The sequence below is a fragment of the Ruegeria sp. CDSA077 genome (assembly GCF_059612265.1).
The window spans coordinates 918542-939690 of sequence record NZ_JBXWQG010000001.1; the positions used below are offsets into that span (position 1 = coordinate 918542).

Below are 21149 nucleotides of genomic sequence, written 5' to 3' on the forward strand. Positions count from 1 at the left end.
TTGTTAACCTCCAAGAATATTCTCTGCAGCCTTGATCGCGGCATCAGCATTCGAAGCGTCCTTGCCACCACCCTGCGCCATGTCAGGGCGTCCACCGCCACCTTTTCCACCAAGTTCAGCAACCGCCGCCCGAACCAGATCCACGGCCGAGATTGCATCCGTCAGATCAGCTGTGACACCGGCCGCGACGGCTGCTTTGCCGCCGGTATCCGCTATCAGCAACACAGCACCCGATCCAAGTCGGCTTTTGTGTTCGTCAATCAGCGCGGGCAAGTCCTTGCCAGATACGCCAGTAAGGGACTGAGCCAGGAACGAGATACCGTTTACCGTTTTGGCCTCAGCGCTACCGCCCTGCCCCGAACCACCAGCCATCGCGAGATCGCGGCGCAGCTGCGCAACTTCATTTTGAAGGGATTTACGTTCATCCAACAGAGCTTTGACACGAGATACAACGTCATCCGGTTGCGCTTTCAGTTCAGATGCGATCTGCCCCAAACGTTGGTCCTGGTCGGTCAGGTAAACCATGGCTTCGTCACCGGTAAGCGCTTCGATCCGCCGGACACCGGCACTGCTGGCGCTATCCCCCAATACAACAAGCGCGCCAATATCACCGGTCTGGCGAACATGCGTTCCACCACACAGTTCGATCGACCAGGTCTCACCATCCTGGCCTTTGCCAGTTGGCGCTTTGCCCATCGAAACCACGCGAACTTCGTCGCCGTATTTCTCACCGAAAAGGGCCTGCGCACCCATTTCCCGGGCATCATCTGGTGTCATGATCCGGGTCTCGACGGTCGAGTTCTGGCGGATGAAAGCGTTGACCGAGCGTTCAACTTGCCGAATTTCCTCGGGGCTCATCGCCTTCGCGTGGCTAAAGTCGAACCGCAGCCGGTCAGCCGCATTCAAAGAGCCGCGCTGCGCAACATGGTCACCCAGTGTTTCCCGCAATGCTTCGTGCAGCAAATGTGTGGCCGAATGGTTGGCCCGGATGGCGGTGCGGCGAACATGGTCTACCTCAAGCTCAACTGCGTCTCCCTTGGACAAGGTACCGTGATCGACCGTGACCCGATGCGCATAGATTTTGCCATCCGCAAATTTCCGGGTGTCCTCGACCCGCGCGACATCATCACGCTCTTCCAGACGACGAATTTCGCCGGTGTCTCCTATCTGACCACCGGATTCACCATAAAACGGGGTTTGGTTCACAACGACCCAGCCGGAACAACCTGTCTCGATCTTGTCGACCAAAGCGCCATCCACGACCATTGCCGCGACCTGTCCTTCAGCCTTTTCTGTATCGTATCCAAGAAAATCCGTAGCGCCCGCGATATCCAGAACGTCAAACCAAACGGCTTGGTCCGCTGCTTCCCCTGATCCAGCCCAGGCAGCGCGTGCCTTGGCCTTTTGCTCGGCCATCGCCGTTTCAAACCCGTCGGTATCAACCGTCCGGCCTTTTTCACGCAGTGCATCTTGTGTCAGATCAAGCGGAAAACCGTATGTATCATACAGCTTGAAAGCGGCCTCTCCAGACAGTGCCGCACCCTCTGGCAGGTCAGAGACCTCGTCATCCAACAACTTCAGGCCGCGATCCAATGTTTGCTTAAAGCGGGTTTCTTCCAGCAACAGCGTCTCTTCGATCAGCGACTGAGCCTGGCCAAGTTCGGTGTACTGAGCACCCATCAGTTGGACCAATGTCGGCACCAGCTGATACATCACCGGATCCTTCGCACCCAACAGATGCGCATGCCGCATCGCACGACGCATGATCCGCCGCAGCACATAGCCGCGCCCGTCATTGCTGGGCATTACCCCGTCTGCAATCAGGAACGAGGTCGACCGCAGGTGATCCGCAATCACGCGGTGATGTACGTTTTGATCCCCATAGGGATCGACATTGGTGGCACTCGCCGAGGCCTCGATCAGGGTCTTGAACAGATCGGTGTCATAATTGTCATGGCTTCCTTGCAATAGGGCACCAATCCGCTCCAGCCCCATCCCGGTGTCGATAGACTGCATGTCGAGCTCGACCATCGAGCCGTCCTCGAACTGTTCGTTCTGCATGAAAACGATGTTCCAGATTTCGATGAACCGGTCACCGTCTTCCTCGGGCGAACCCGGAGGGCCGCCCCAGATATGATCCCCGTGGTCGTAGAAAATCTCGGTGCAGGGACCGCACGGGCCGGTCGGTCCCATCTGCCAGAAATTGTCACTGGTTGCGATACGGATGATCCGATCTTCGGGGACGCCCACCTTCTTCCACATCTCGAACGCTTCGTCATCGGTGTGGTAAACCGTTGTCAGAAGGCGGTTTTTATCGACCCCGAATTCTTTGGTGATCAATTCCCATGCGAATGGAATTGCTTCGGGCTTGAAGTAATCGCCGAACGAAAAATTGCCCAACATCTCAAAGAATGTGTGGTGACGCGCAGTATAGCCGACATTGTCCAGGTCGTTGTGCTTGCCACCGGCCCGAACACATTTCTGTGCTGTCGTCGCGCGCTGATAGTCACGGGTTTCGACACCGGTGAACAGGTTTTTGAACTGCACCATACCCGAGTTGACGAACATCAATGTTGGGTCGTTGCGCGGCACCAGGGGACTGGATGCCACAACTTCGTGCCCCTGTTTGGCAAAGTAGTTCAAAAAGGTCGATCGGATTTCGTTCAACGTTGACATAGGGCTCTCTCGGCGCGCAATCAGTTTGTTTCAAAAAGGGTTTATCCGCCTCCCCCGGGATAGTCCACAGGCGAGCGTCGCAGAACGGAACAAGGCGGCCCCGACGGACCGCCTTGTTCGGAATATGGTTCGTTCTTAGGAAAGAGCTGCGAAAATCGCTTTCTTCCCGAACCACTTATGCCTCGAGGATATCATCCTCTTCCGCGCCGGGCGGCGCATCGAATTCCAGCCCATGTGCCGCGCGAATCTTGTCCTCGATCTCAAACGCGATGCGGTTGTTGTCGCGCAGATACTGCTTGGCATTCTCACGCCCCTGCCCGATCCGCTCATCACCATAACTGAACCACGAACCCGATTTCTCGACCACACCGGCCTTGACGCCCAGATCCAGCAGCTCGCCCATTTTACTGATGCCTTCGCCATACATGATGTCGAATTCAACTTGCTTGAAGGGCGGTGCCACTTTGTTTTTAACGACCTTCACACGGGTCTGGTTGCCAACAACCTCATCCCGGTCCTTGATCGCACCGATCCGACGAATATCCAAACGGACCGAGCTGTAGAATTTCAGGGCGTTACCACCGGTGGTGGTTTCCGGGCTGCCGAACATCACGCCGATTTTCATCCGGATTTGGTTGATGAAGATCACCATACAGTTCGAGCGGCTGATCGAACCCGTCAGTTTACGCATTGCCTGGCTCATCAGCCGGGCCTGCACACCAACGCTGCTGTCGCCCATATCGCCTTCGAGTTCAGATTTCGGCGTCAGCGCCGCGACCGAGTCAACCACGACCATGTTCACCGCGCCCGAACGGACCAGCGTATCGGTAATCTCAAGCGCCTGTTCGCCAGTGTCAGGTTGCGAAATCAGCAACTCGTCCAGGTCGACGCCCAGTTTGCGCGCATATTGCGGGTCCAACGCATGTTCCGCATCGACAAATGCGCATACACCGCCATGTTTCTGCTGTTCTGCGATGCAGTGCAGTGTCAGCGTAGTTTTGCCTGAACTTTCCGGGCCATAGATTTCAACGATCCGGCCCATCGGCAGGCCGCCGATTCCCAGAGCGATATCCAGACCCAGCGATCCGGTCGAACTGGCGTCGATGTCCTGCTTGGAATCCTCGCCTAGCTTCATGATCGAGCCTTTGCCGAACTGCCGTTCGATCTGTGCCAGCGCGCTGTCGAGCGCCTTTTGCTTATCTGCGTTTTTCTTGTCGCTCATCGTCAGAAGATCCGCCATTGTCCTGTCGCCTTCCCTTTTGTCACACCCTTGAACGGGCGGCAATCGCTGCTTTGTTCGCCTCTTGTTCCTTATGGGACCAAAAAGAGAACATTTCAACTAAAACTTACATTACTTACTGTTCTGTAATTGTATTAAGGAGTCGTTTACGCCAATCTGAGCTGGAGATAATTACTGCCGATGGACGAATAAATGCTTGTTTTTTATGAAGAACGCCTTGCGTTTCTGGCTGTCCCAAAAACCGGCAGCACCGCTTATCATACGGCTTTGCGGGACCGTGCCGATCTGGTTGTCACCGATCCGCCAGATCTGAAACACGCACCTGTCCGCCGGTATGATCGGTTTTTCCAGAACATTTTCCGTAAAATGTACGATACTGAGATGGAAATCATGGCGGTTGTTCGTGAACCGGTCGATTGGCTAGGCAGTTGGTACAGGTTTCGCGGCCGCCAAGAGCGTCTTGACCACCCGCATTCAACACATGACCTGAGCTTTGATGATTTCATCCAGGCCTATATGCGCACACCCCGACCTGAATTTGCCGATGTCGGCAGTCAGAGCCAATTTTTTCGCACCCGCAACAACGGGCGTGGCGCCACCCATGTCTTCAAATATGAAAACCAGGACAAAATTCTCGATTTCCTGCAAAACCGCTTGAATATGGATATCCGGCTGCAACGCGAAAACGTGTCACCCACACGAGACCTAACACTGGGCGCAGAGACATTGACCAAGTTCCGCAACACACACTCCGCGGAATTCGATTGCCACGCCTCGGCACTTTGAAACCCTAATTGATCTGCTGAAAAACAGCTTCGGTCAGTTGGTTTAGTGAAAATGGTTTGGGCAGGAAAGTTGAATCGGAAATCTCTGGTCCGGAATCGCCAAACGCACCCTCTGTGTATCCAGACATGAATATGACCCGGACATCTGGCCTGTTCTGCTTAGCCATACGAACCCAGGTCGGACCATCCAATCCGGGCATGACCACATCGGTGACGAATGCGTCGACATTCAATGTGCCATCTTCGAGAAGCCTCAGAGCCTCTTCTCCCGAATCGGCCTCGAGCACAGTGTAGCCTTTCAACCTCAGTGCGCGGGTAGCAAAGGCCCGAACCGGGGCTTCGTCTTCGACCAGCAGCACGACACCCTCACCCTGGCGAACCGTTGGATTCTCAGGGGATTGCGCAGGTGCTGCCTCGGTTTTTTTGGGGGCGGTTGAAACCGGCAGGTACACAATAAACTCGGTCCCTCTCCCCTGTATGCTGTCGACAAAAATAAAACCGCCGGTTTGCTTTACAATTCCGTAGACAGTCGACAGGCCCAAACCTGTCCCTTCACCCGTGCGTTTGGTTGTAAAGAAAGGCTCGAACACTTTCTGTAGCTTATCGGGGGCAATCCCCGTACCGCTATCAATGACTTTGACGGTGACGTATTCACCAGGTTGTACCGTAGCGCGATCCCTTGTGAAGCGTTCTGTCAGCACGACCACTTCGGTTTCGATCCTGACCTCACCACCTTCAGGCATTGCATCGCGGGCATTTACGACAAGGTTCATCAACACCTGCTCTAGCTGGCGTTTATCCGCACGAACCGCTTTCAGAACGGGATCGTGGCTGAGTGTCAGCTTAATCTTTTCTCCGACCAGACGATTTAGCAGATGAATAAGGTCTGAGATCGTATCTCTGAGATCCAGAATTTCCGGCTGCAAAGTCTGTTTGCGCGAAAAGGCCAGCAGTTGGCTCACCAAAGCTGCAGCACGGTTTGCGTTCTGATTGATTTGTACAAGATCCCCGTAGTCAGGGTCATTCTGGTCGTGCCGCAAAAGCAGAAGATCGCAATGTCCGGAAATCGCCGTTAGCAAATTGTTGAAATCATGCGCTACACCCCCAGCGAGTTGGCCAACGGCTTGCATTTTTTGTCCCTGCACAAATTGCGCCTCTAAAGTCTTGAGTTCGGTAGCATCATTCAGAACCGCAATCAGTCTGACTTCTCCCTCGCTCAGCACACGTTTCAATGTGACCTGTACGAATATCTCGCGGTCTTCCCGTGTCAGCCTCAGGAATTCAGATCGTGAAACGGCGCCCTCATTTGAAGCCAGCGTCAGCCAGTCCAGAACCGGATACCCCAGACCATGCATGATATGCACAACATTGGATTCTCCGGGCTCTATGTTTCCGACAAGACGCGTTGCCAGCCTGTTGGCCTCAAGGATGCTCCCGTCGGGAGACAGGGTCATTACCGGGACCGGAAGATCCACAAATGACGCGCCAATTCCACTTTCCTGTGCACGATCAAGCGGTAGAACAAGCAGATCGCGCGTGGTTCCCGACCGAGACAGTACGGCCATCGTAGCCGGAATTGGCCCCTGTGCCGTCTGTACCTGCACAACCTCACCCAATTCGGGCTGCGCGCCAGTCAGAACCTGTGCAAGGTTGTCGGGTCGTTGTCCCAGGATTTGTTCCGCCGCCCCGTTGATCCGCAGCAATGCTCCGTTTCTGCCTTCGGTCAAAATGGGTACAGGCACAGCATCCCACTGACCTGTTCCATCCAGATGAAACCGCCAAAAGAAAAAGTTATTCCCAACACCGAGAACAGAAATCGGTACGGTTGTCTCTAAAGTGACAACGTCTTCTCTTGCACGGCCATGGATCTCGGCCAAAGACTGCAGGCGCAGCAGAATTGCCGACGGATTGGCAAAAATAGACTTTAGACCTTCATCCAGCCGATTGCCGGGAAAAACATGAAGCTGAGCCCGGGCATGAGAATTGCAAATCAGAACATCACCCTGTGCATTGGCAATCGCGCAAGGGTACAGCTCTTCTTCGGCAAAAACCTCCATAACCCTAAGCTCTCGACGTACCGAGGCGTCGGAAATCAGCGCCCTCACCACGACCAACAGTGATGCAGCAAGCAAAGACACACCTGCCACCACAAGGCCGAGATTCCAAGCTTGGGGGATGATTCCTGCCAGCGGCAGCAGTGAGAGCAACACCCCTAGCGCAACCAATGGCGCTAGACGCAAACCACTTGGTGTATTTCGTAACTTTGGGTCAGAATAGAAATCTGCGGTATCGGACATTAAATACTCAACTTGCCGGGTTAGGTGTAACCCAACGCAAAAGGATTAACGCCCACTTAACTAACAAAGTGAGCAATTCTCCTTTAGGTTGCTATTTGTCCGACGACTACCGCGTCAAGTGTGACGTGAAAAACCCGTCAGTACCGTGTGATACATACCACGTTTTGCGAAACTTCTCGGTCCATTCGGAGTGCGCCGCCACGAACGCATCGACCACTGCACCGTTTTCGACCTCGAGCATGGAACATGTTGCATATGCAAGAACACCCGCTGGCCCCACCAAAGGCGCGACATCATCAAGGATCGTCCGCTGCGTTTCCGTAAGCCGGTTCAGTCCATCTTGTGTAAGAGACCATTTTCCCGCCGGGGCGCGACGCCAGGATCCGCTGCCTGAACAGGGGGCATCCGTCAGCACAATGTCGAATGGTGCCTGCGCAGAGATCTCGTCATTGGTCAGGAGCTTTATCTGTGCACCCGCTCTTTCGGCTCGGGCGGGCAAATCACGCATTCGCGCCGCATTAACGTCATGCGCGAAAACATCTACACCGTGATGCGCGGCCAAGGACAAGGCTTTGCCGCCACCGCCGGAACAATAGTCCAGAACCCGCATTCCGGGGTTTAGGTCCAATGATTCAACGACGGCCTGGCTCGCCGCATCCTGCAGTTCGACCAATCCATCAGTATAGGCGCGGCTTCCTGAGATTTTCCGCTCGCCCTCGACAACTTCGAGTGCGGTCGAACAAGCGGGATGTGGCCTCGCTTGGATGCCGTCCGCCAGCAAGACCGAGACCGCCTGATCGACACTCGACTTAATCAGATTGACCCGCAAATGAACCGGGGCCCGAGCGCGCAATGCCTCGGCCACTGGAAGGGTCAAATCACCCAAAGACTCTTGAAAGGTTGGCCAAAGCCATTCCGGTATGTCGTATTTCTGGGCGTCGGATTCACATGGTTTAGCCTGTTCGTGTTCATCTAAACTGGCTGGTGCGTACCCTTCGCCATTGAATATCTGATCCAGATCGACTTCTTGCATGCGCATCGCGCCGATCATCAACCCCCGACCGGTTTCCACCCCACCTGCCGCCGCAAATGACCTTTTGCACCGCAAAGCACCAAACACGTGGTCGCGAATAGCAGCCCTGTCTTTGGAACCGGCGAAACGGCTGCGCCGCGCCCAACCGGTCAGGGCCTTTTCGACAGGGGCACCCGAAAGAATCTGATCAAGAATTTCGATGGAGGCCTGAACACGTGCGGCGGGGGTCATTTCATTCTCCGATATGGTGCAGGGCAAAAACGCAAAGCGGCGCCCTCACCGGGGCGCCGCAGTTCAGGTTCCGGCAATTTACATCACTCGATAATTCGGGCTTTCGCGTGTGATTTGCACGTCATGCACATGGCTCTCCTTCAGGCCAGCCCCTGTGATTCTGACGAAGTTGCAGTTCTTTCGCATCTCTTCGACCGTGGCGCAGCCGGTATAGCCCATGGCTGCGCGCAGGCCGCCGACCAGCTGATGCACAACCGCGCTGGCCGAGCCCTTGTAAGGCACCTGCCCTTCAATCCCTTCGGGCACCAGCTTGTCGCTGGCGGCATCCTTCTGGAAATAGCGATCCGCAGAGCCACGTGCCATCGCGCCTAGGCTGCCCATGCCGCGATAAGATTTGAACGACCGGCCCTGATACAGGATCACTTCGCCCGGACTTTCATCTGTTCCGGCGATCATTGAGCCAACCATGGCACAGGACGCACCCGCCGCAATCGCTTTGGCAAAATCGCCCGAGAATTTGATACCACCATCCGCGATAACCGGCACCTCGCCGGCGGCCGCGGCGCAATCCATGATCGCAGTCAGCTGCGGCACGCCCACACCGGCAACCATCCGCGTAGTACAGATCGAACCCGGCCCGATCCCCACCTTGATGGCATCCGCGCCTGCGTCGATCAGCGCCTTGGTTGCGTCCCCAGTGGCGACGTTACCGGCAATGATCTGCACCTCGTTCGACAGGGTCTTGACCCGCTTCACCGCGTCCAGCACCCCTTGAGAATGCCCATGAGCGGTGTCTACAACGATAATGTCGACACCGGAATCCACCAGTTGTTCGGATCGTTCGAAACCAGAGTCACCAACCGACGTCGCTGCCGCGACTCTCAGACGCCCCAGCCGGTCCTTGCAGGCCGTTGGGTTCAGCACCGCCTGTTCGGTATCTTTCAAAGTCAGCAGACCCGTCAGCTTGCCCGCCCCGTCCACAACCAGAAGCTTTTCGATCCGTCGCGCTCGCATCAGGCTTTTGGCCTCTTCCAGATCGGCGGGTTCCTGAAGCATCGCCAGATTGTCCGAGGTCATCATCGCGTGAACCGGCGTATCATCCGAGGTCGCAAAACGCATATCACGGTTGGTCAGAATACCGACCACGCGGCCTTCTTCGTCCACCACGGGAAAGCCGGTGAAGTTATAACGCTGCACCAACGCGTTGGCGTCCGCCAGCGTCTGATCCACCCGCAGTGTCACCGGGTTGTAAACAATACCGGATTCAAATCTCTTGACCCGCCGAACCTCTCGGGCCTGTTCTTCGATCGACAGGTTCTTGTGCACCACGCCGATGCCGCCCGCCTGCGCCATGGCGATGGCCATGCGCGCCTCGGTCACCGTGTCCATCGCCGAGCTGAGCAGCGGGATGTTCATGGTGATTTCCCGCGTCACGCGCGTGGTCGTATCCGCCGTGGCCGGCAGCACAGAAGATGCGCCCGGAACCAGAAGAACGTCGTCAAAGGTGAGTGCCTCACGAATCTGCATCTGTTAACCCCATGCAAAAGCCCGTTTGACGGTGACCCTATTGCATGGATTGCATCTAAGGAAAAGCCCCCGACATAAACTAGTTTTTACCTGCTGGTCGGTGCTGCGGCAAAAAACGACGCAACGCACACAAAACGTGCCGCTGAATGGCCTTTCCCTTTGCGTACAAAACCATATCTTGCCCGACATAGGCGCGAATATAAAAGGCAGGCCAATCATGACCACCGACCCTCTTGTTGTCTTTACCCCATCGGGCAAACGCGGGCACTTTCCCGTAGGCACTCCGGTTCTGACTGCGGCACGGCAACTGGGTGTGGATCTGGATTCCGTTTGCGGTGGACGCGGGATTTGTTCGAAATGCCAGATCACACCAAGCTATGGCGAGTTTCCCAAGCACGGCGTGACCGTAGCCGACGGTGCACTAAGCGAATGGAACGCGGTTGAACAGCGCTATGACGACAAGCGCGGATTGAAACCCGGCCGCCGTCTTGGATGTCAGGCCACGGTTCAGGGGGATGTGGTGATCGACGTGCCACCAGAAAGCCAGGTGCACCGTCAGGTCGTACGCAAGGCCGCCACAGCACGCGCCATCACAATGGATCCGGCCACCCGGCTGTATTTTGTTGCGGTAGAAGAACCCGACATGCATTCACCAACCGGCGATCTGGAACGTCTGGAACGCGCTCTGCGCGAGCAATGGAACGTCGAGGCCGTTACGGCTGATCTTTCCTTGTTGTCCAAACTGCAGCCCATATTGCGCAAGGGTAAGTGGGAGGTCACCGTTGCGGTGCATAAAGGCCACAAGGACGAGGTCGCACGGATCGTGGAAATCTGGCCTGGATTGCACGAGAACGGACTTTTCGGTCTGGCCATCGACCTCGGCTCTACCACGATTGCAGCTCACCTGACCGATCTGGACACAGGCGAGGTCAAGGCATCTTCGGGACTGATGAACCCCCAAATCCGCTTTGGCGAAGACCTGATGAGCCGCGTATCCTATTCGATGATGAACCCCGGCGGCGACAAAGAGATGACCCGAGCCGTACGCGAAGCGATAAACGATCTGACAACATCCATCGCGGATGAGGCCGGGATTGACGCCAACCTGATTGTCGAAACAGTGTTCGTCTGTAACCCGGTCATGCACCATCTGCTGCTTGGGCTGGATCCGGTCGAGCTGGGCCAAGCGCCCTTTGCCTTGGCTACGTCCGAAAGCATGTCTTTGCCCGCGCGCGAGATGGATCTGACCAACATGAACCCACGTGCGCAGGTCTACATCCTGCCCTGCATTGCGGGTCATGTGGGTGCGGATTGTGCGGCGGTTGCCTTGTCGGAAGAGCCCGGCAAATCCGAAGATCTGGTTCTGATCGTAGATGTCGGCACCAATGCCGAGATTTTGCTGGGCAATACCAGCCGGGTTCTGGCGTGCTCCTCACCGACCGGCCCGGCCTTTGAAGGCGCGCAGATTAGTTCTGGTCAGCGTGCCGCCCCCGGTGCGATTGAGCGGATCGAGATTGATCCTGTCACTAAAGAACCCCGTTTTCGCGTCATTGGGTCCGAGAAATGGTCGGATGAAGAGGGTTTTGATCAAGACATCGCAACCACTGGCATCAGTGGTATCTGTGGATCAGGCATTATTGAAGCTGTGGCGGAAATGCGTATGGCGGGCTTGCTGGATGAAAGCGGCCTGATCGGATCCGCAGAACAAACGGGCACATCACGCAACGTCCCCGAGGGGCGCACCCATTCCTATCTGATCCACGACGCAAGCGCCGAAGGCGGCCCGCGTATCACAGTCACTCAGGGCGATATTCGCGCGATTCAACTGGCGAAATCCGCGCTTTATGCAGGCGCGCGGCTTTTGATGGACGAAATGAACGTGGATACTGTCGACCGCATTGTTCTTGCTGGTGCCTTCGGCGCGCATATTTCGACCAAACATGCCATGGTTCTGGGAATGATCCCCGATGCGCCCTTGAACAAGGTCTCAAGCGCAGGCAACGCCGCCGGTACGGGCGCCCGGATTGCCCTTTGCAACATCGGGTCGCGGAGTGAAATTGAGCGCGTCGTACGCGAAATCACCAAGGTTGAAACCGCCATCGAGCCCAAGTTTCAGGATCATTTCGTGGCAGCGAACGCGATCCCCCATAAGACGGATCCCTTCCCGGAATTGGCCAAAGTGACGACCCTGCCCTCGCCCTCGTTCAACACCGGTGGCGGCGACGAAGATAGATCCGGCCGTCGGCGTCGCAGACGGTCATAGTCGTTTCAGACGATGTACCTGACCATGATCGCGCGATCTGAGGCCGGACCGAATGTGGAGTTTTGGAGCGGGTAACGGGAATCGAACCCGTAACAAGAGCTTGGGAAGCTCGTGTGATACCTTTTCACCATACCCGCAGCTGCGTCTTGAATAGCACCGGTTCAAGATCGGGTTCAAGGCGTTTCGGCCCCGATCATTCAGACGAAACACATTTGCCAAACAAAAAAGGCCGGATCAAAAGATCCGGCCAGAATGTTGTTTTATAACGTTTATGCGCGGCGACGACGGCCACCACCGCGACGACCACCTCCAGTCCCTTCGGCACCGGCTTCGCTGGGGGCTTTGTTGAACTTGATCCAAGCCCCGCCATGCGGATCGTTATTGGTCAGCAAGTTGGCGGCGCGGATGGCCTCCATCTCTTTACCGGCGCGCGGCAAGGTCGAACCCAAGCCAAACAGCTGGCAGAAGGTCTCATCATCCATGTCCGCAGGCAGGATGATGCCCTTTGCTTCAACTTCAGCCTTCTTCTCGGCCAGTTTCTTGGGACCAACCGGCAGAGCCACCGGGTTCATGATCGCTGAGGTCATGCCAGCGCCCATCGCCATCGGCAGGAAGGCGTTGTTGATGCCATGACGGTTCGGCAGACCGAACGAGACGTTGGACGCCCCGCACGTGGTGTTCACACCCAGCTCTTCGCGCAAACGACGAACCAGAGCGAACACCTGCTGACCCGCAGTTGCCATTGCGCCGATGGGCATCACCAGCGGGTCGACCACGATGTCATGGGCCGGGATGCCGAAATCAGCGGCGCGCTGGACGATCTTCTTGGCAACTTCAAACCGCACATCGGGGTCCTCCGAAATCCCGGTATCGTCGTTGGAAATCGCCACAACCGGCACGTTGTATTTCTTGACCAGCGGCAGAACCAGTTCCAGACGATCTTCTTCGCCGGTGACCGAGTTCAGCAGCGGACGGCCCTCTGCCGCCTCAAGACCCGCTTCCAGAGCTCCCGGAACCGATGAATCGATACACAGCGGCACTTCGACCAGCCCCTGCACCATTTCGACGATCTTGCGCATCAGCGGCGGTTCGGTCTCGTTCGGGTTGGGGTTCGAGTTGTAGACAACGCCCGCGTTGATATCCAGAACGGTCGCGCCAGCGGCAACCTGCGCGAGGGCGTCCTTTTCAACGGTCGAAAAATCGCCTGCTTCCAGTTCCGCCGCCAGTTTCTTGCGGCCTGTCGGGTTGATCCGCTCACCGATCACGCAGAACGGTTCGTCAAAGCCCAGGACGGCGGTTTTTGTTTTTGATTCTACGACTGTACGGGTCATGTCCGATCCTTAGGAGTTTACAGGCTTTGCCGAAGCGCCGCCGTTGTTGATGGCCCAGTTGGCGTTTGTCTTGATGCCACCAAGCGGGAAGAAATGTACGTTTGCAATATTGAAATCAGGGTTGGCCGCTTTGTGGTTGGCCAATTCGGTGATCACATCCGTGGGCTCATAAGGCAGCAGCAGCTTGGACACATCCATAGCGCGCTTTTGCAGAACCTTCAGCGATGGACCAACGCCGCAGGCGATGGCGAATTTGATCAGTGTTTGCAGTTTTGCCGGACCGGCGATGCCGATATGAACCGGAATGTCGATCCCCGCCTCTTTCAGGCTGTCGGCCCAGGCGATGATCGGTTTGGCGTCAAAGGCGAACTGAGTGGCCAGCGCCATTTCGGCATCCGTGGTCTCAGAGAACTTCTGTTTCCAACGCAGCGCGTCGTCAACATTCTTGGTCGATCCGTCAGGGTCGATGTCCTTGTTGCCTTCAGGGTGGCCCGCGACGTGCAGACGATTGAACCCGGCCTTGTCAAACAAACCAGTTTCCAGCAGCTGCATCGAGCTGTCGAAATCACCATGAGGATTCGCGACACCACCGGCCAGCAACAGCGCCTGATCCACACCTGCTTCACCCTGGTACATAGAAATCCAGTTTTCCAGCGTCGCCGTGTCTTTAATGATCCGCGCCGGGAAATGCGGCATAACAGGATAGCCGTCCGCCGCGATGCGCTTGGCGGTCTTGACCATGTCTTCGATCGGAGTGCCTTCGATATGGGCTATATAGACGCGTGTGCCTTCAGGCAACAAAGCGCGAAAATCCTCGACCTTCTCGGCGGTGCGCGGCATCACCTCAATCGAATAACCCTGCAGGAAGGCTTCGACGGTTGGATTTACCGGACCGTTTTCGGCGGCATCACGTTTCTTGAAGTTCAGCAAAGCCATAGCGGCCTCCCATATAGATTTCGAGCTCATGCCCAACCGTCATTGGCGATCAGAGCCTTGATACGGTCCTGATCATATTCCGTTTCCAAACGCACAGCCTGCTGTTCGGCAATTTCGGACGGATCGCCCTCAACCGCAAAAGGCGCGGCCTTGCGCCATTCGGCCAGATAGGCATCGCTGTCCTTGGCGTTCACCTTCATGGCGGCGCGGTCAATGGCTTGCTCGAACCGTTCTTCCAACTGCCGTTTTGCGCCCCGGCGGCCCTTGCCGACGATGACTTGGGCGGGAATGTCGCGCCAGTATACGATGGTGACGTCAGGCATCTGCTTTGATTCCTCCTAACCAGATGGACCGGTTCTAAACTTCAATGTGGTCGCAGGTCGGTCGATTTTCGACACAAGGCGCATTTCAAACGACGTTTTCACCTACAACGGGATACACGGCTTGTAACGAATTGTTCCTGTAAACCTCACCTCAAAATTCTCATCACTTTAATGAGTATCTTGCACGAACCAAAAGGCCGACCTATGGTCGGGGTAACTCGTAAATCGGAGGGCGTTGAAGATGGCGCCCAAGCGTCCCAAAGGTGCGGGCGCGTTCCCGAAGGCGGTCGAAAGCCCCGCGCCGGCAAGACCCGATCCTGATGCGCTTTATGCCGCGCTGGATTTGGGAACAAATAGCTGTCGCATGTTAATTGCCCAGCCCAAGGGCAGCGGGTTTCATGTGGTGGACAGTTTCTCTAAATCCGTGCAGTTGGGCGCGGGCTTAGAGCGGACGGGGCGTTTGTCTCGGTCGTCGATGGCGCGCACCATTCAAGCGTTGCGCATTTGCCAGCAAAAGCTGAAACGCAACAAGGTCAAGCGGATGCGTCTAGTCGCAACCGAGGCTTGTCGCCGTGCAAAAAATTCACGTGAATTCATTCGCCAGGTAAAGGGTGAAACCGGGTTGACGCTTGAGATCATCCAGCCCGAGGAAGAAGCGCGCCTGGCCGTAATATCCTGTGCCCCGCTGGTGTCCACTAAGACAGAACAGTTGTTGGTTGTGGATATTGGCGGCGGTTCGACAGAGCTTGTCTGGATCGACATATCCTCGCTTCCGCGTCGGGATCGCCCGGCGGCGATTATGCGTCTGCATAATGGATTTCATACAACAGATAGCCCGTTTCCTGCAGCCAAGGTTGTGGATTGGATCAGTGTTCCCCTCGGCGTTGCGACGCTGCGCGATCAGTTCCATGATGTCGAAGATGATGCGGCGCGGTTTGCTTTGATGAGCTGGTTTTTCGAAGAAAACTTGGCCGATTTTGCGCCTTATAAGGATGAACAAGCCCGCGAAGGTTTTCAGATCGTCGGCACCAGTGGCACGGTTACGACAGTCGCAGCCTCACATCTGGGATTGAAGCGGTATGACCGGACCAAGGTAGACGGTTTGCGCATGACAAGCGATCAGATTGACAAAGTGATACGCGGGTATCTAGAACTCGGCCCACTGGGGCGGCGGAGAGATCCGCGTATCGGCGATGACCGCCAGGCCCTGATCATGTCCGGCTCGGCCATATTGCAGGCTTTGTTACGATGTTGGCCAACCGACCGTCTTTCAGTGGCGGATCGGGGGCTGCGCGAAGGCCTGCTTTATGCGCAGATGAGCGCGGACGGTGTATTGGAAGACGGACCGTTCTGATGGCGAAGACACCTACTGGCAAAAACAATTCGGGCCGCGGGCAGCGCGACCTGAAGGTTAAGGTCAAAACCGCCCGCGGGCGCAAAATCAGCTCGACCCGGTGGTTGGAACGTCAGCTGAATGACCCCTATGTCAAGCGCGCGCAGGTCGAAGGCTATCGTGGGCGTGCAGCGTTCAAGATATTGGAACTGGACGATAAATTCCGCTTCCTAGTTCCAGGTGCGCGCATCGTCGATCTGGGTTGCGCCCCAGGCGGCTGGCTGCAGGTTGCGGTCCAGCGCGTTAATGCATTGGGTGAGAAAAGCGGTAAGAAAATCGGCACTGTTCTGGGTGTCGACATACAAGAGGTCGAACCGGTGGCCGGGTCCGAGGTTCACCAGTTGGACTTTATGGAGGACGATGCCGACCAGAAGGTCAAAGACTGGTTGGGTGGCAAAGCTGACGTGGTGATGTCAGATATGGCTGCTGCGTCCTCGGGGCATAAACAAACCGACCATTTGCGGATCATGGCCTTGTGCGAAACCGCCGCCTATTTCGCCTTTGATGTGCTTGAACAGGGCGGCACGTTTGTCGCCAAGGTTCTGGCCGGAGGGGCCGAAGGGGATCTGCAGAAGATTCTGAAACAGAAGTTTGACAAGGTGGCGCATGTTAAACCACCGGCATCCCGCGCCGACAGTTCGGAAAAATTCGTTGTGGCAACAGGATTTCGCGGCTGAAGTTAATCTGCGAAGTCAGCCAGAGAACGCGCAAGGCGCTGTTCGCGCAGCGAAGATATTGCGTTTCCTTGCAACAACAATGCTTCACCGTGACTGATATCCGTCGCCGGTTTTGCCCGTAATTCTTCAATCCGCCGGGTCAGCGACGATGGATTTTGCGATTTCGCGCTTTCGGGCAGTTTGGTCATGAGGCCTCACCTTGATGCGTATGGGGTCACAGTCCCATGCAGTTTGGGTAAGAAACGTGCCGATTTCATGACGCAAACCGGGCTTTGAATTGCTATTTACAGCCCCGGCTACCCTGCCCTTTAGGTTTGTCCGTTACTTTGATCCTGCAAATCCATCAGCGCGCCGTTGAATTCAGCGCCCAGAATCAGGATGGCCGCGCATAGATACAGGAAAATCAACGCAGCCATCGCCCCCGCAAGACCAGCATAAGTAGCGCTGTACGAGGCGAACTGTCCGATATAGATCGAAAAGCCCCAACCGCCCATCGCCCACAGAGCGAGTGTCAGTACAACGCCCGGAAGGATTTGCCACAGCCGATGGCGGCGCGTCGGCAGCACAAGATGTGCAACGATAACCGTGCCCGCAGGAACCGCGACAGTAAAGGTCCAGCGCAATCGATCCACAGACAACCAGTCTGACACGTTAACATCCGTCTTTTCGGACACGAGGCGCGTGTAGACCGGCAAGACGACTTCGACGGCGGCGATGGCCAGAATGGCCGCCCCGCCAACAATCACCAATCCCAGGCACAGCAAGCGTGTCTTCCAGAATGGCCAGGCGTCATGATCATGATAGGCCTGGTTCATGGCCGCCCGCACCGCAACTACGCCGTTTGAGGCAAAGAAAATGGCCAGCAAACCGCCCAGGGTAATTACCCCCGAACCTGATTCCGCCAGGACCGAGCGCAACTCTCCCACAATCGGGCCGGCGACATCTTTTGGCCAGGCGCCAAAGATCAGTTCGATCAGCTCGTCCGTGACATAATCCTGAGACAGCGTACCAGCCAGTGCCACAGTGAACAGAACAAACGGAAACAGGGCCAGCATCAGGGACATGGCAACGTGGCTGCTCATGACCATGCCGTTTTTGGCCCCAAATCGCCCCAAGGCCAGCCAAAGGGCTCGAATTACTCTTCCAGTCAGGGGAATCAAACTTGTCGTCATCCGAAAACTCTACCCTGACTGTATTCGAACCAGAACCGGCAAAACCCGACTGGACGCAATTAACCAACTCCAAATGTTTGGTTGCATTGCATAATCCCTTTGTCCCGTGCAGGATCGAAACGGAACCTACACAAAGCCGGGCGAAAAATGCCAACCAGCGACCAGGACCCAAGCATGCCGAACAGGTTGCGCCTATCGGTTGTCCGCGACACCGCGATTGTCGTGTCACTGATCGTATTGGGGCTTTATGCAGGTTCCGCTTTTCTGATCCCGCTGACCATGGCCTTGCTGATCAACGTCCTGATCATCGCGCTGAGTGACCGGGTTATTGCGCTGACCAAGGCTCCGGTCTGGTTGGCTAACCTGGCTGGAGTGACCGTGGTTTTGGTCGGGTTGTTCATGATCATGTATATTCTGGGCAATCAGGCGACGCAGTTTGCACGCTCGATCAATACATACGAAAGCCAGTTCGACGAGGCCGTTAACCGCATAAACGACCTTGTGGGCAACGATATCACGGCCTTCATCAGGGACAATCTGGTCAACATTGATATGTCTTTCGTCGCCCGGATGTTGCTGGGCAGTGCGACGTCCTTGCTGAACCAGTTTTTCCTCATCAGCCTTTACGTTGCCTTCCTGATGGCCGAACGTCTGGCGTTCCGAAAAAAGATCCGTATGGCCGCCGGTGACCCTAAAACCGGTGCCGAGTTCGCTTTGGTTCTGGACGCGATTTCCTTTAGTCTGCAGCGTTATGTCGGAGTGAAGACCTTTATCAGCCTGATAACGGCTGGAATCAGCTATGTGGTCTTCAAAACCCTTGGTCTTGAGTATTCCGAGACATGGGCCGTGCTGACATTTGCCTTGAATTTCATACCCTCGATTGGGTCGATTATTGCCGTTTTGTTTCCAGCGGCGATTGCGCTGGTCCAATTTGAAAGCATCGGGCCGTTTCTGATCATAGTTTTCGGCTGTGGCACGCTTCAGTTCATGATCGGTAATTTTCTGGACCCGGCCATGCTGGGCCGATCGCTGAACATGTCGACATTTCTCGTCATTCTGGCACTTATGTTCTGGACCACGGTCTGGGGTCTGATCGGAGCCTTCCTGAGCGTTCCGCTGACCGTCTGCATCCTGATCATCTTCAGCCATATACCCGCATTGCGCCCGATCGCAATTTTGATGTCCCTGAATGGTGAACTCGGCGACGAAGGGCCACCATCGGGGAATACAGTCTGAACAGGCCAATCCCCAATGCAACTTGAAACACTAAGGAAAATGCCAGGATCGAATCATCTATGCTGACACTCTTTGTTTCCCTCTTTGTCCTATGTTTGTACCTGACCGCCGCGGTCTTTTCGATACGCGCCGCTCAAACAGCGCGCACACCCCAGGGTGCCGTGGGATGGGTGGTCTTTTTGATCTCGGCACCGATAGCTGGCGTACCACTGTACTTGTTTCTGGGACATCATCGTTTTCGCGGGTATCGCATGGCCCGAAAGCACGCTGAGACTGTTGTCGAAGGGATAAAGAGCTTTGCGGATTTTTCGCGCCCAGATCCGGGCATGATTACGATCAACCCACTCCCTTTCGAAGAGCTTGCGCATCTACCCATATCACGCGGCAACGGTGCAGAATTGCTTGTCGATGGGCAGGCAACCTTTGACGCTATCTTTCAGGCTATCGACGCGGCTCAGGACTATGTGCTTGTCCAATTCTACATCGTGCGTGATGACGGATTGGGGCGGCAACTGCAAAGCAAACTGATCGCCGCCGCAGAGCGCGGCGTGCAAGTTCGCTTTATGACCGACGCCGTGGGCAGTTATGGCCTACCGACAAGCTACATCACGTCGCTGCGCGCGGCGGGAATTCACGTTGCCGGTCAGCATGAAAAGCGTCATCCAGGGCAGCGATTTCAGCTAAACTATCGCAATCACAGGAAAACGGTGATCATAGACGGTGAAATCGGCTTTATCGGCGGCCACAATGTCGGCGACGAATATCTCGGTCAGTCCGCAAAGTTCGGACATTGGCGGGACACACACATAAGGCTGACTGGACATATCGTGCGCCAACTACAACTGATCTTTACGGAGGACTGGTACTGGGCGCATCAAGAAGACCTGATAGATCAACTGGCCTGGGCGGGTCAGGAATCTGATCAGGACATGAACGCCCTTCTCGTCGCCACAGGTCCGGGGGACGAAACCGAAACCGGCGCCATGATGTTCTTTTCTGCAATCACGGAAGCAAAGGAACGATTGTGGATCGCATCCCCCTATTTCGTTCCTGATATCGACATCATGACCGCACTACGCCACGCCGCAATGCGCGGGGTAGATGTTCGCATTCTGGTTCCCGACGTGATTGATCACCGCTTACCTTGGCTGGCGGCCTTTGCCTATTTCGACGAGATCAGGGAATGCGGCGCGCGGGTCTACCGGTACACTGATGGATTCATGCATCAAAAAGTATTTCTGGTGGACGACACTCTGACCGCTGTCGGCACCACCAATCTGGACAATCGCTCTTTCCGCCTGAATTTTGAGGCGATGGCCCTGTTCTTTGACAAAGACGCGGCCCATGCGGTTCACAACATGCTGCTGATGGACTTTGAATCCAGCTATGAGCTGGACAAAACCTTACCCGAACAACCGGCCTATATTCGGTTCGGCTCGCCTCTGGCGCGGTTGTTCGCACCAATCCTTTAAAGGATCGACTCTTCCTGCAGCACCCGCGACATGACCGCGACCAAAAAGGCTGTGGACAGCCCAAATGCCAAAAGCCCGGTGACCGAGGCAAAGGCACCAAAAATGCGCAGCCCGTCGTCCAGAACAATGTCGCCGTAACCCAGCGTTGTGAACGTAACCAGAGAGAAATACAGCGCCGAGTTCCAGTCTGCCAGAACATCCCCAAAGACCCAGACAATCGCCCAAAGCCAGACCTGAAAGGTATGGATCATCACGATAAAAATCAGCGCGATAGTCAGCGGGCTTGCAATGGTGACGAACCTTTTGCTTTTTTCCAGTTTGATCGACATCACGCGGATGATCTGCATGCACCAAGTCAGCAGGGCAATTTCGATCAAAAAGCAGATACCCAAATAAACGCTTCCCCAGATAATCTGCTCGGATAAGGTCACCGGCGCCCATCCCCTCTGTTTTTAGGTCTCGTCACAATCGCTTCAAATGCAGGATTGGGCAACCCTGCGTCTGCGACGAATGGAAACGATTGCCCCATTGAACTGGACACCGCTTCGGTCGGCTGC

Annotated in this window: 17 protein-coding genes and 1 tRNA gene; 6 read left to right on the forward strand and 12 right to left on the reverse strand. The window is 55.8% G+C overall.

Going from position 1 to position 21149, the window contains the following annotated elements:
• Positions 1-3 precede the first annotated feature (3 nt).
• Together alaS and recA are read right to left on the reverse strand one after the other, a co-directional pair.
• Positions 4-2676 (reverse strand): alanine--tRNA ligase, encoded by a 2673-nt coding sequence (gene alaS / locus AC2FLE_RS04655; protein WP_496695511.1) that lies wholly within the window; start codon positions 2674-2676, stop codon positions 4-6.
• Positions 2677-2851: 175 nt separating this feature from the next.
• The gene (gene recA / locus AC2FLE_RS04660; RefSeq protein WP_496695512.1) at positions 2852-3916 is read right to left on the reverse strand and encodes a recombinase RecA; all 1065 of its coding nucleotides are present in this window, start codon (positions 3914-3916) and stop codon (positions 2852-2854) included.
• A gap of 192 nt (positions 3917-4108) precedes the next feature.
• Here recA and AC2FLE_RS04665 point away from each other — a divergent pair, with 192 nt between their 5' ends.
• On the forward strand, positions 4109-4702 hold the full coding sequence (locus AC2FLE_RS04665; protein ID WP_281972075.1) for a sulfotransferase family 2 domain-containing protein: 594 nt from the start codon (positions 4109-4111) through the stop codon (positions 4700-4702).
• Between the two features lie 4 nt (positions 4703-4706).
• Here AC2FLE_RS04665 and AC2FLE_RS04670 read toward each other — a convergent pair whose 3' ends face one another.
• The 3 genes from AC2FLE_RS04670 to guaB form a co-directional block, all read right to left on the reverse strand.
• Positions 4707-6998 carry a hybrid sensor histidine kinase/response regulator gene (locus tag AC2FLE_RS04670; protein ID WP_496695515.1) on the reverse strand — a complete coding sequence of 764 codons (2292 nt, stop codon included), beginning with the start codon at positions 6996-6998 and terminating at the stop codon, positions 4707-4709.
• Between the two features lie 106 nt (positions 6999-7104).
• Positions 7105-8262: an RsmB/NOP family class I SAM-dependent RNA methyltransferase gene (locus AC2FLE_RS04675; RefSeq protein WP_496695517.1), complete on the reverse strand. Its 1158-nt coding sequence runs from the start codon at positions 8260-8262 to the stop codon at positions 7105-7107.
• Between the two features lie 78 nt (positions 8263-8340).
• Positions 8341-9789, reverse strand: a complete 1449-nt coding sequence (gene guaB / locus AC2FLE_RS04680; RefSeq protein ID WP_496695518.1) for an IMP dehydrogenase — start codon at positions 9787-9789, stop codon at positions 8341-8343.
• A gap of 217 nt (positions 9790-10006) precedes the next feature.
• Here guaB and AC2FLE_RS04685 point away from each other — a divergent pair, with 217 nt between their 5' ends.
• Complete coding sequence (locus AC2FLE_RS04685; protein WP_496695520.1) at positions 10007-12052, forward strand: ASKHA domain-containing protein; 2046 nt, start codon at positions 10007-10009, stop codon at positions 12050-12052.
• Positions 12053-12115: 63 nt separating this feature from the next.
• On the opposite strand, the gene AC2FLE_RS04690 is transcribed toward AC2FLE_RS04685, so the two are convergent.
• The 4 genes from AC2FLE_RS04690 to AC2FLE_RS04705 form a co-directional block, all read right to left on the reverse strand.
• A tRNA-Gly gene (locus tag AC2FLE_RS04690) sits at positions 12116-12189 on the reverse strand.
• A gap of 132 nt (positions 12190-12321) precedes the next feature.
• The gene (locus AC2FLE_RS04695) at positions 12322-13383 is read right to left on the reverse strand and encodes a methyltetrahydrofolate cobalamin methyltransferase (protein WP_496695521.1); all 1062 of its coding nucleotides are present in this window, start codon (positions 13381-13383) and stop codon (positions 12322-12324) included.
• Between the two features lie 9 nt (positions 13384-13392).
• Positions 13393-14319 carry a methylenetetrahydrofolate reductase gene (locus AC2FLE_RS04700; RefSeq protein ID WP_496696090.1) on the reverse strand — a complete coding sequence of 309 codons (927 nt, stop codon included), beginning with the start codon at positions 14317-14319 and terminating at the stop codon, positions 13393-13395.
• Positions 14320-14345: 26 nt separating this feature from the next.
• Complete coding sequence (locus AC2FLE_RS04705; protein WP_142633696.1) at positions 14346-14642, reverse strand: virulence factor; 297 nt, start codon at positions 14640-14642, stop codon at positions 14346-14348.
• Positions 14643-14883: 241 nt separating this feature from the next.
• Here AC2FLE_RS04705 and AC2FLE_RS04710 point away from each other — a divergent pair, with 241 nt between their 5' ends.
• Positions 14884-15996 (forward strand): Ppx/GppA phosphatase family protein, encoded by a 1113-nt coding sequence (locus AC2FLE_RS04710; protein WP_142633694.1) that lies wholly within the window; start codon positions 14884-14886, stop codon positions 15994-15996.
• The gene (locus AC2FLE_RS04715; protein ID WP_142633692.1) at positions 15996-16712 is read left to right on the forward strand and encodes an RlmE family RNA methyltransferase; all 717 of its coding nucleotides are present in this window, start codon (positions 15996-15998) and stop codon (positions 16710-16712) included. Before AC2FLE_RS04710 ends, AC2FLE_RS04715 begins: the two co-directional genes overlap by 1 nt.
• A gap of 2 nt (positions 16713-16714) precedes the next feature.
• On the opposite strand, the gene AC2FLE_RS04720 is transcribed toward AC2FLE_RS04715, so the two are convergent.
• Positions 16715-16900 (reverse strand): hypothetical protein, encoded by a 186-nt coding sequence (locus AC2FLE_RS04720; protein WP_142633690.1) that lies wholly within the window; start codon positions 16898-16900, stop codon positions 16715-16717.
• Between the two features lie 120 nt (positions 16901-17020).
• The gene (locus AC2FLE_RS04725; protein WP_142633688.1) at positions 17021-17884 is read right to left on the reverse strand and encodes a YihY/virulence factor BrkB family protein; all 864 of its coding nucleotides are present in this window, start codon (positions 17882-17884) and stop codon (positions 17021-17023) included.
• A 174-nt stretch (positions 17885-18058) separates the two neighbouring features.
• Between AC2FLE_RS04725 and AC2FLE_RS04730 the strand changes: the two genes are divergently transcribed.
• Positions 18059-19120, forward strand: a complete 1062-nt coding sequence (locus AC2FLE_RS04730; protein ID WP_496695524.1) for an AI-2E family transporter — start codon at positions 18059-18061, stop codon at positions 19118-19120.
• A 59-nt stretch (positions 19121-19179) separates the two neighbouring features.
• Complete coding sequence (gene cls, locus AC2FLE_RS04735; RefSeq protein WP_496695526.1) at positions 19180-20592, forward strand: cardiolipin synthase; 1413 nt, start codon at positions 19180-19182, stop codon at positions 20590-20592.
• Here cls and AC2FLE_RS04740 read toward each other — a convergent pair.
• Complete coding sequence (locus AC2FLE_RS04740) at positions 20589-21023, reverse strand: ion channel (protein WP_271947221.1); 435 nt, start codon at positions 21021-21023, stop codon at positions 20589-20591. The genes cls and AC2FLE_RS04740 overlap by 4 nt on opposite strands.
• Between the last annotated feature and the right edge of the window lie 126 nt (positions 21024-21149).

Coding starts and splice junctions, on each gene's coding strand:
- alaS (WP_496695511.1), bottom strand. CDS start 2,676: ATGTCAACGTTGAACGAAATCCGATCGACCTTTTTGAACTACTTTGCC.
- recA (WP_496695512.1), bottom strand. CDS start 3,916: ATGGCGGATCTTCTGACGATGAGCGACAAGAAAAACGCAGATAAGCAA.
- AC2FLE_RS04665 (WP_281972075.1), top strand. CDS start 4,109: ATGCTTGTTTTTTATGAAGAACGCCTTGCGTTTCTGGCTGTCCCAAAA.
- AC2FLE_RS04670 (WP_496695515.1), bottom strand. CDS start 6,998: ATGTCCGATACCGCAGATTTCTATTCTGACCCAAAGTTACGAAATACA.
- AC2FLE_RS04675 (WP_496695517.1), bottom strand. CDS start 8,262: ATGACCCCCGCCGCACGTGTTCAGGCCTCCATCGAAATTCTTGATCAG.
- guaB (WP_496695518.1), bottom strand. CDS start 9,789: ATGCAGATTCGTGAGGCACTCACCTTTGACGACGTTCTTCTGGTTCCG.
- AC2FLE_RS04685 (WP_496695520.1), top strand. CDS start 10,007: ATGACCACCGACCCTCTTGTTGTCTTTACCCCATCGGGCAAACGCGGG.
- AC2FLE_RS04695 (WP_496695521.1), bottom strand. CDS start 13,383: ATGACCCGTACAGTCGTAGAATCAAAAACAAAAACCGCCGTCCTGGGC.
- AC2FLE_RS04700 (WP_496696090.1), bottom strand. CDS start 14,319: ATGGCTTTGCTGAACTTCAAGAAACGTGATGCCGCCGAAAACGGTCCG.
- AC2FLE_RS04705 (WP_142633696.1), bottom strand. CDS start 14,642: ATGCCTGACGTCACCATCGTATACTGGCGCGACATTCCCGCCCAAGTC.
- AC2FLE_RS04710 (WP_142633694.1), top strand. CDS start 14,884: ATGGCGCCCAAGCGTCCCAAAGGTGCGGGCGCGTTCCCGAAGGCGGTC.
- AC2FLE_RS04715 (WP_142633692.1), top strand. CDS start 15,996: ATGGCGAAGACACCTACTGGCAAAAACAATTCGGGCCGCGGGCAGCGC.
- AC2FLE_RS04720 (WP_142633690.1), bottom strand. CDS start 16,900: ATGACCAAACTGCCCGAAAGCGCGAAATCGCAAAATCCATCGTCGCTG.
- AC2FLE_RS04725 (WP_142633688.1), bottom strand. CDS start 17,884: ATGACGACAAGTTTGATTCCCCTGACTGGAAGAGTAATTCGAGCCCTT.
- AC2FLE_RS04730 (WP_496695524.1), top strand. CDS start 18,059: ATGCCGAACAGGTTGCGCCTATCGGTTGTCCGCGACACCGCGATTGTC.
- cls (WP_496695526.1), top strand. CDS start 19,180: ATGCTGACACTCTTTGTTTCCCTCTTTGTCCTATGTTTGTACCTGACC.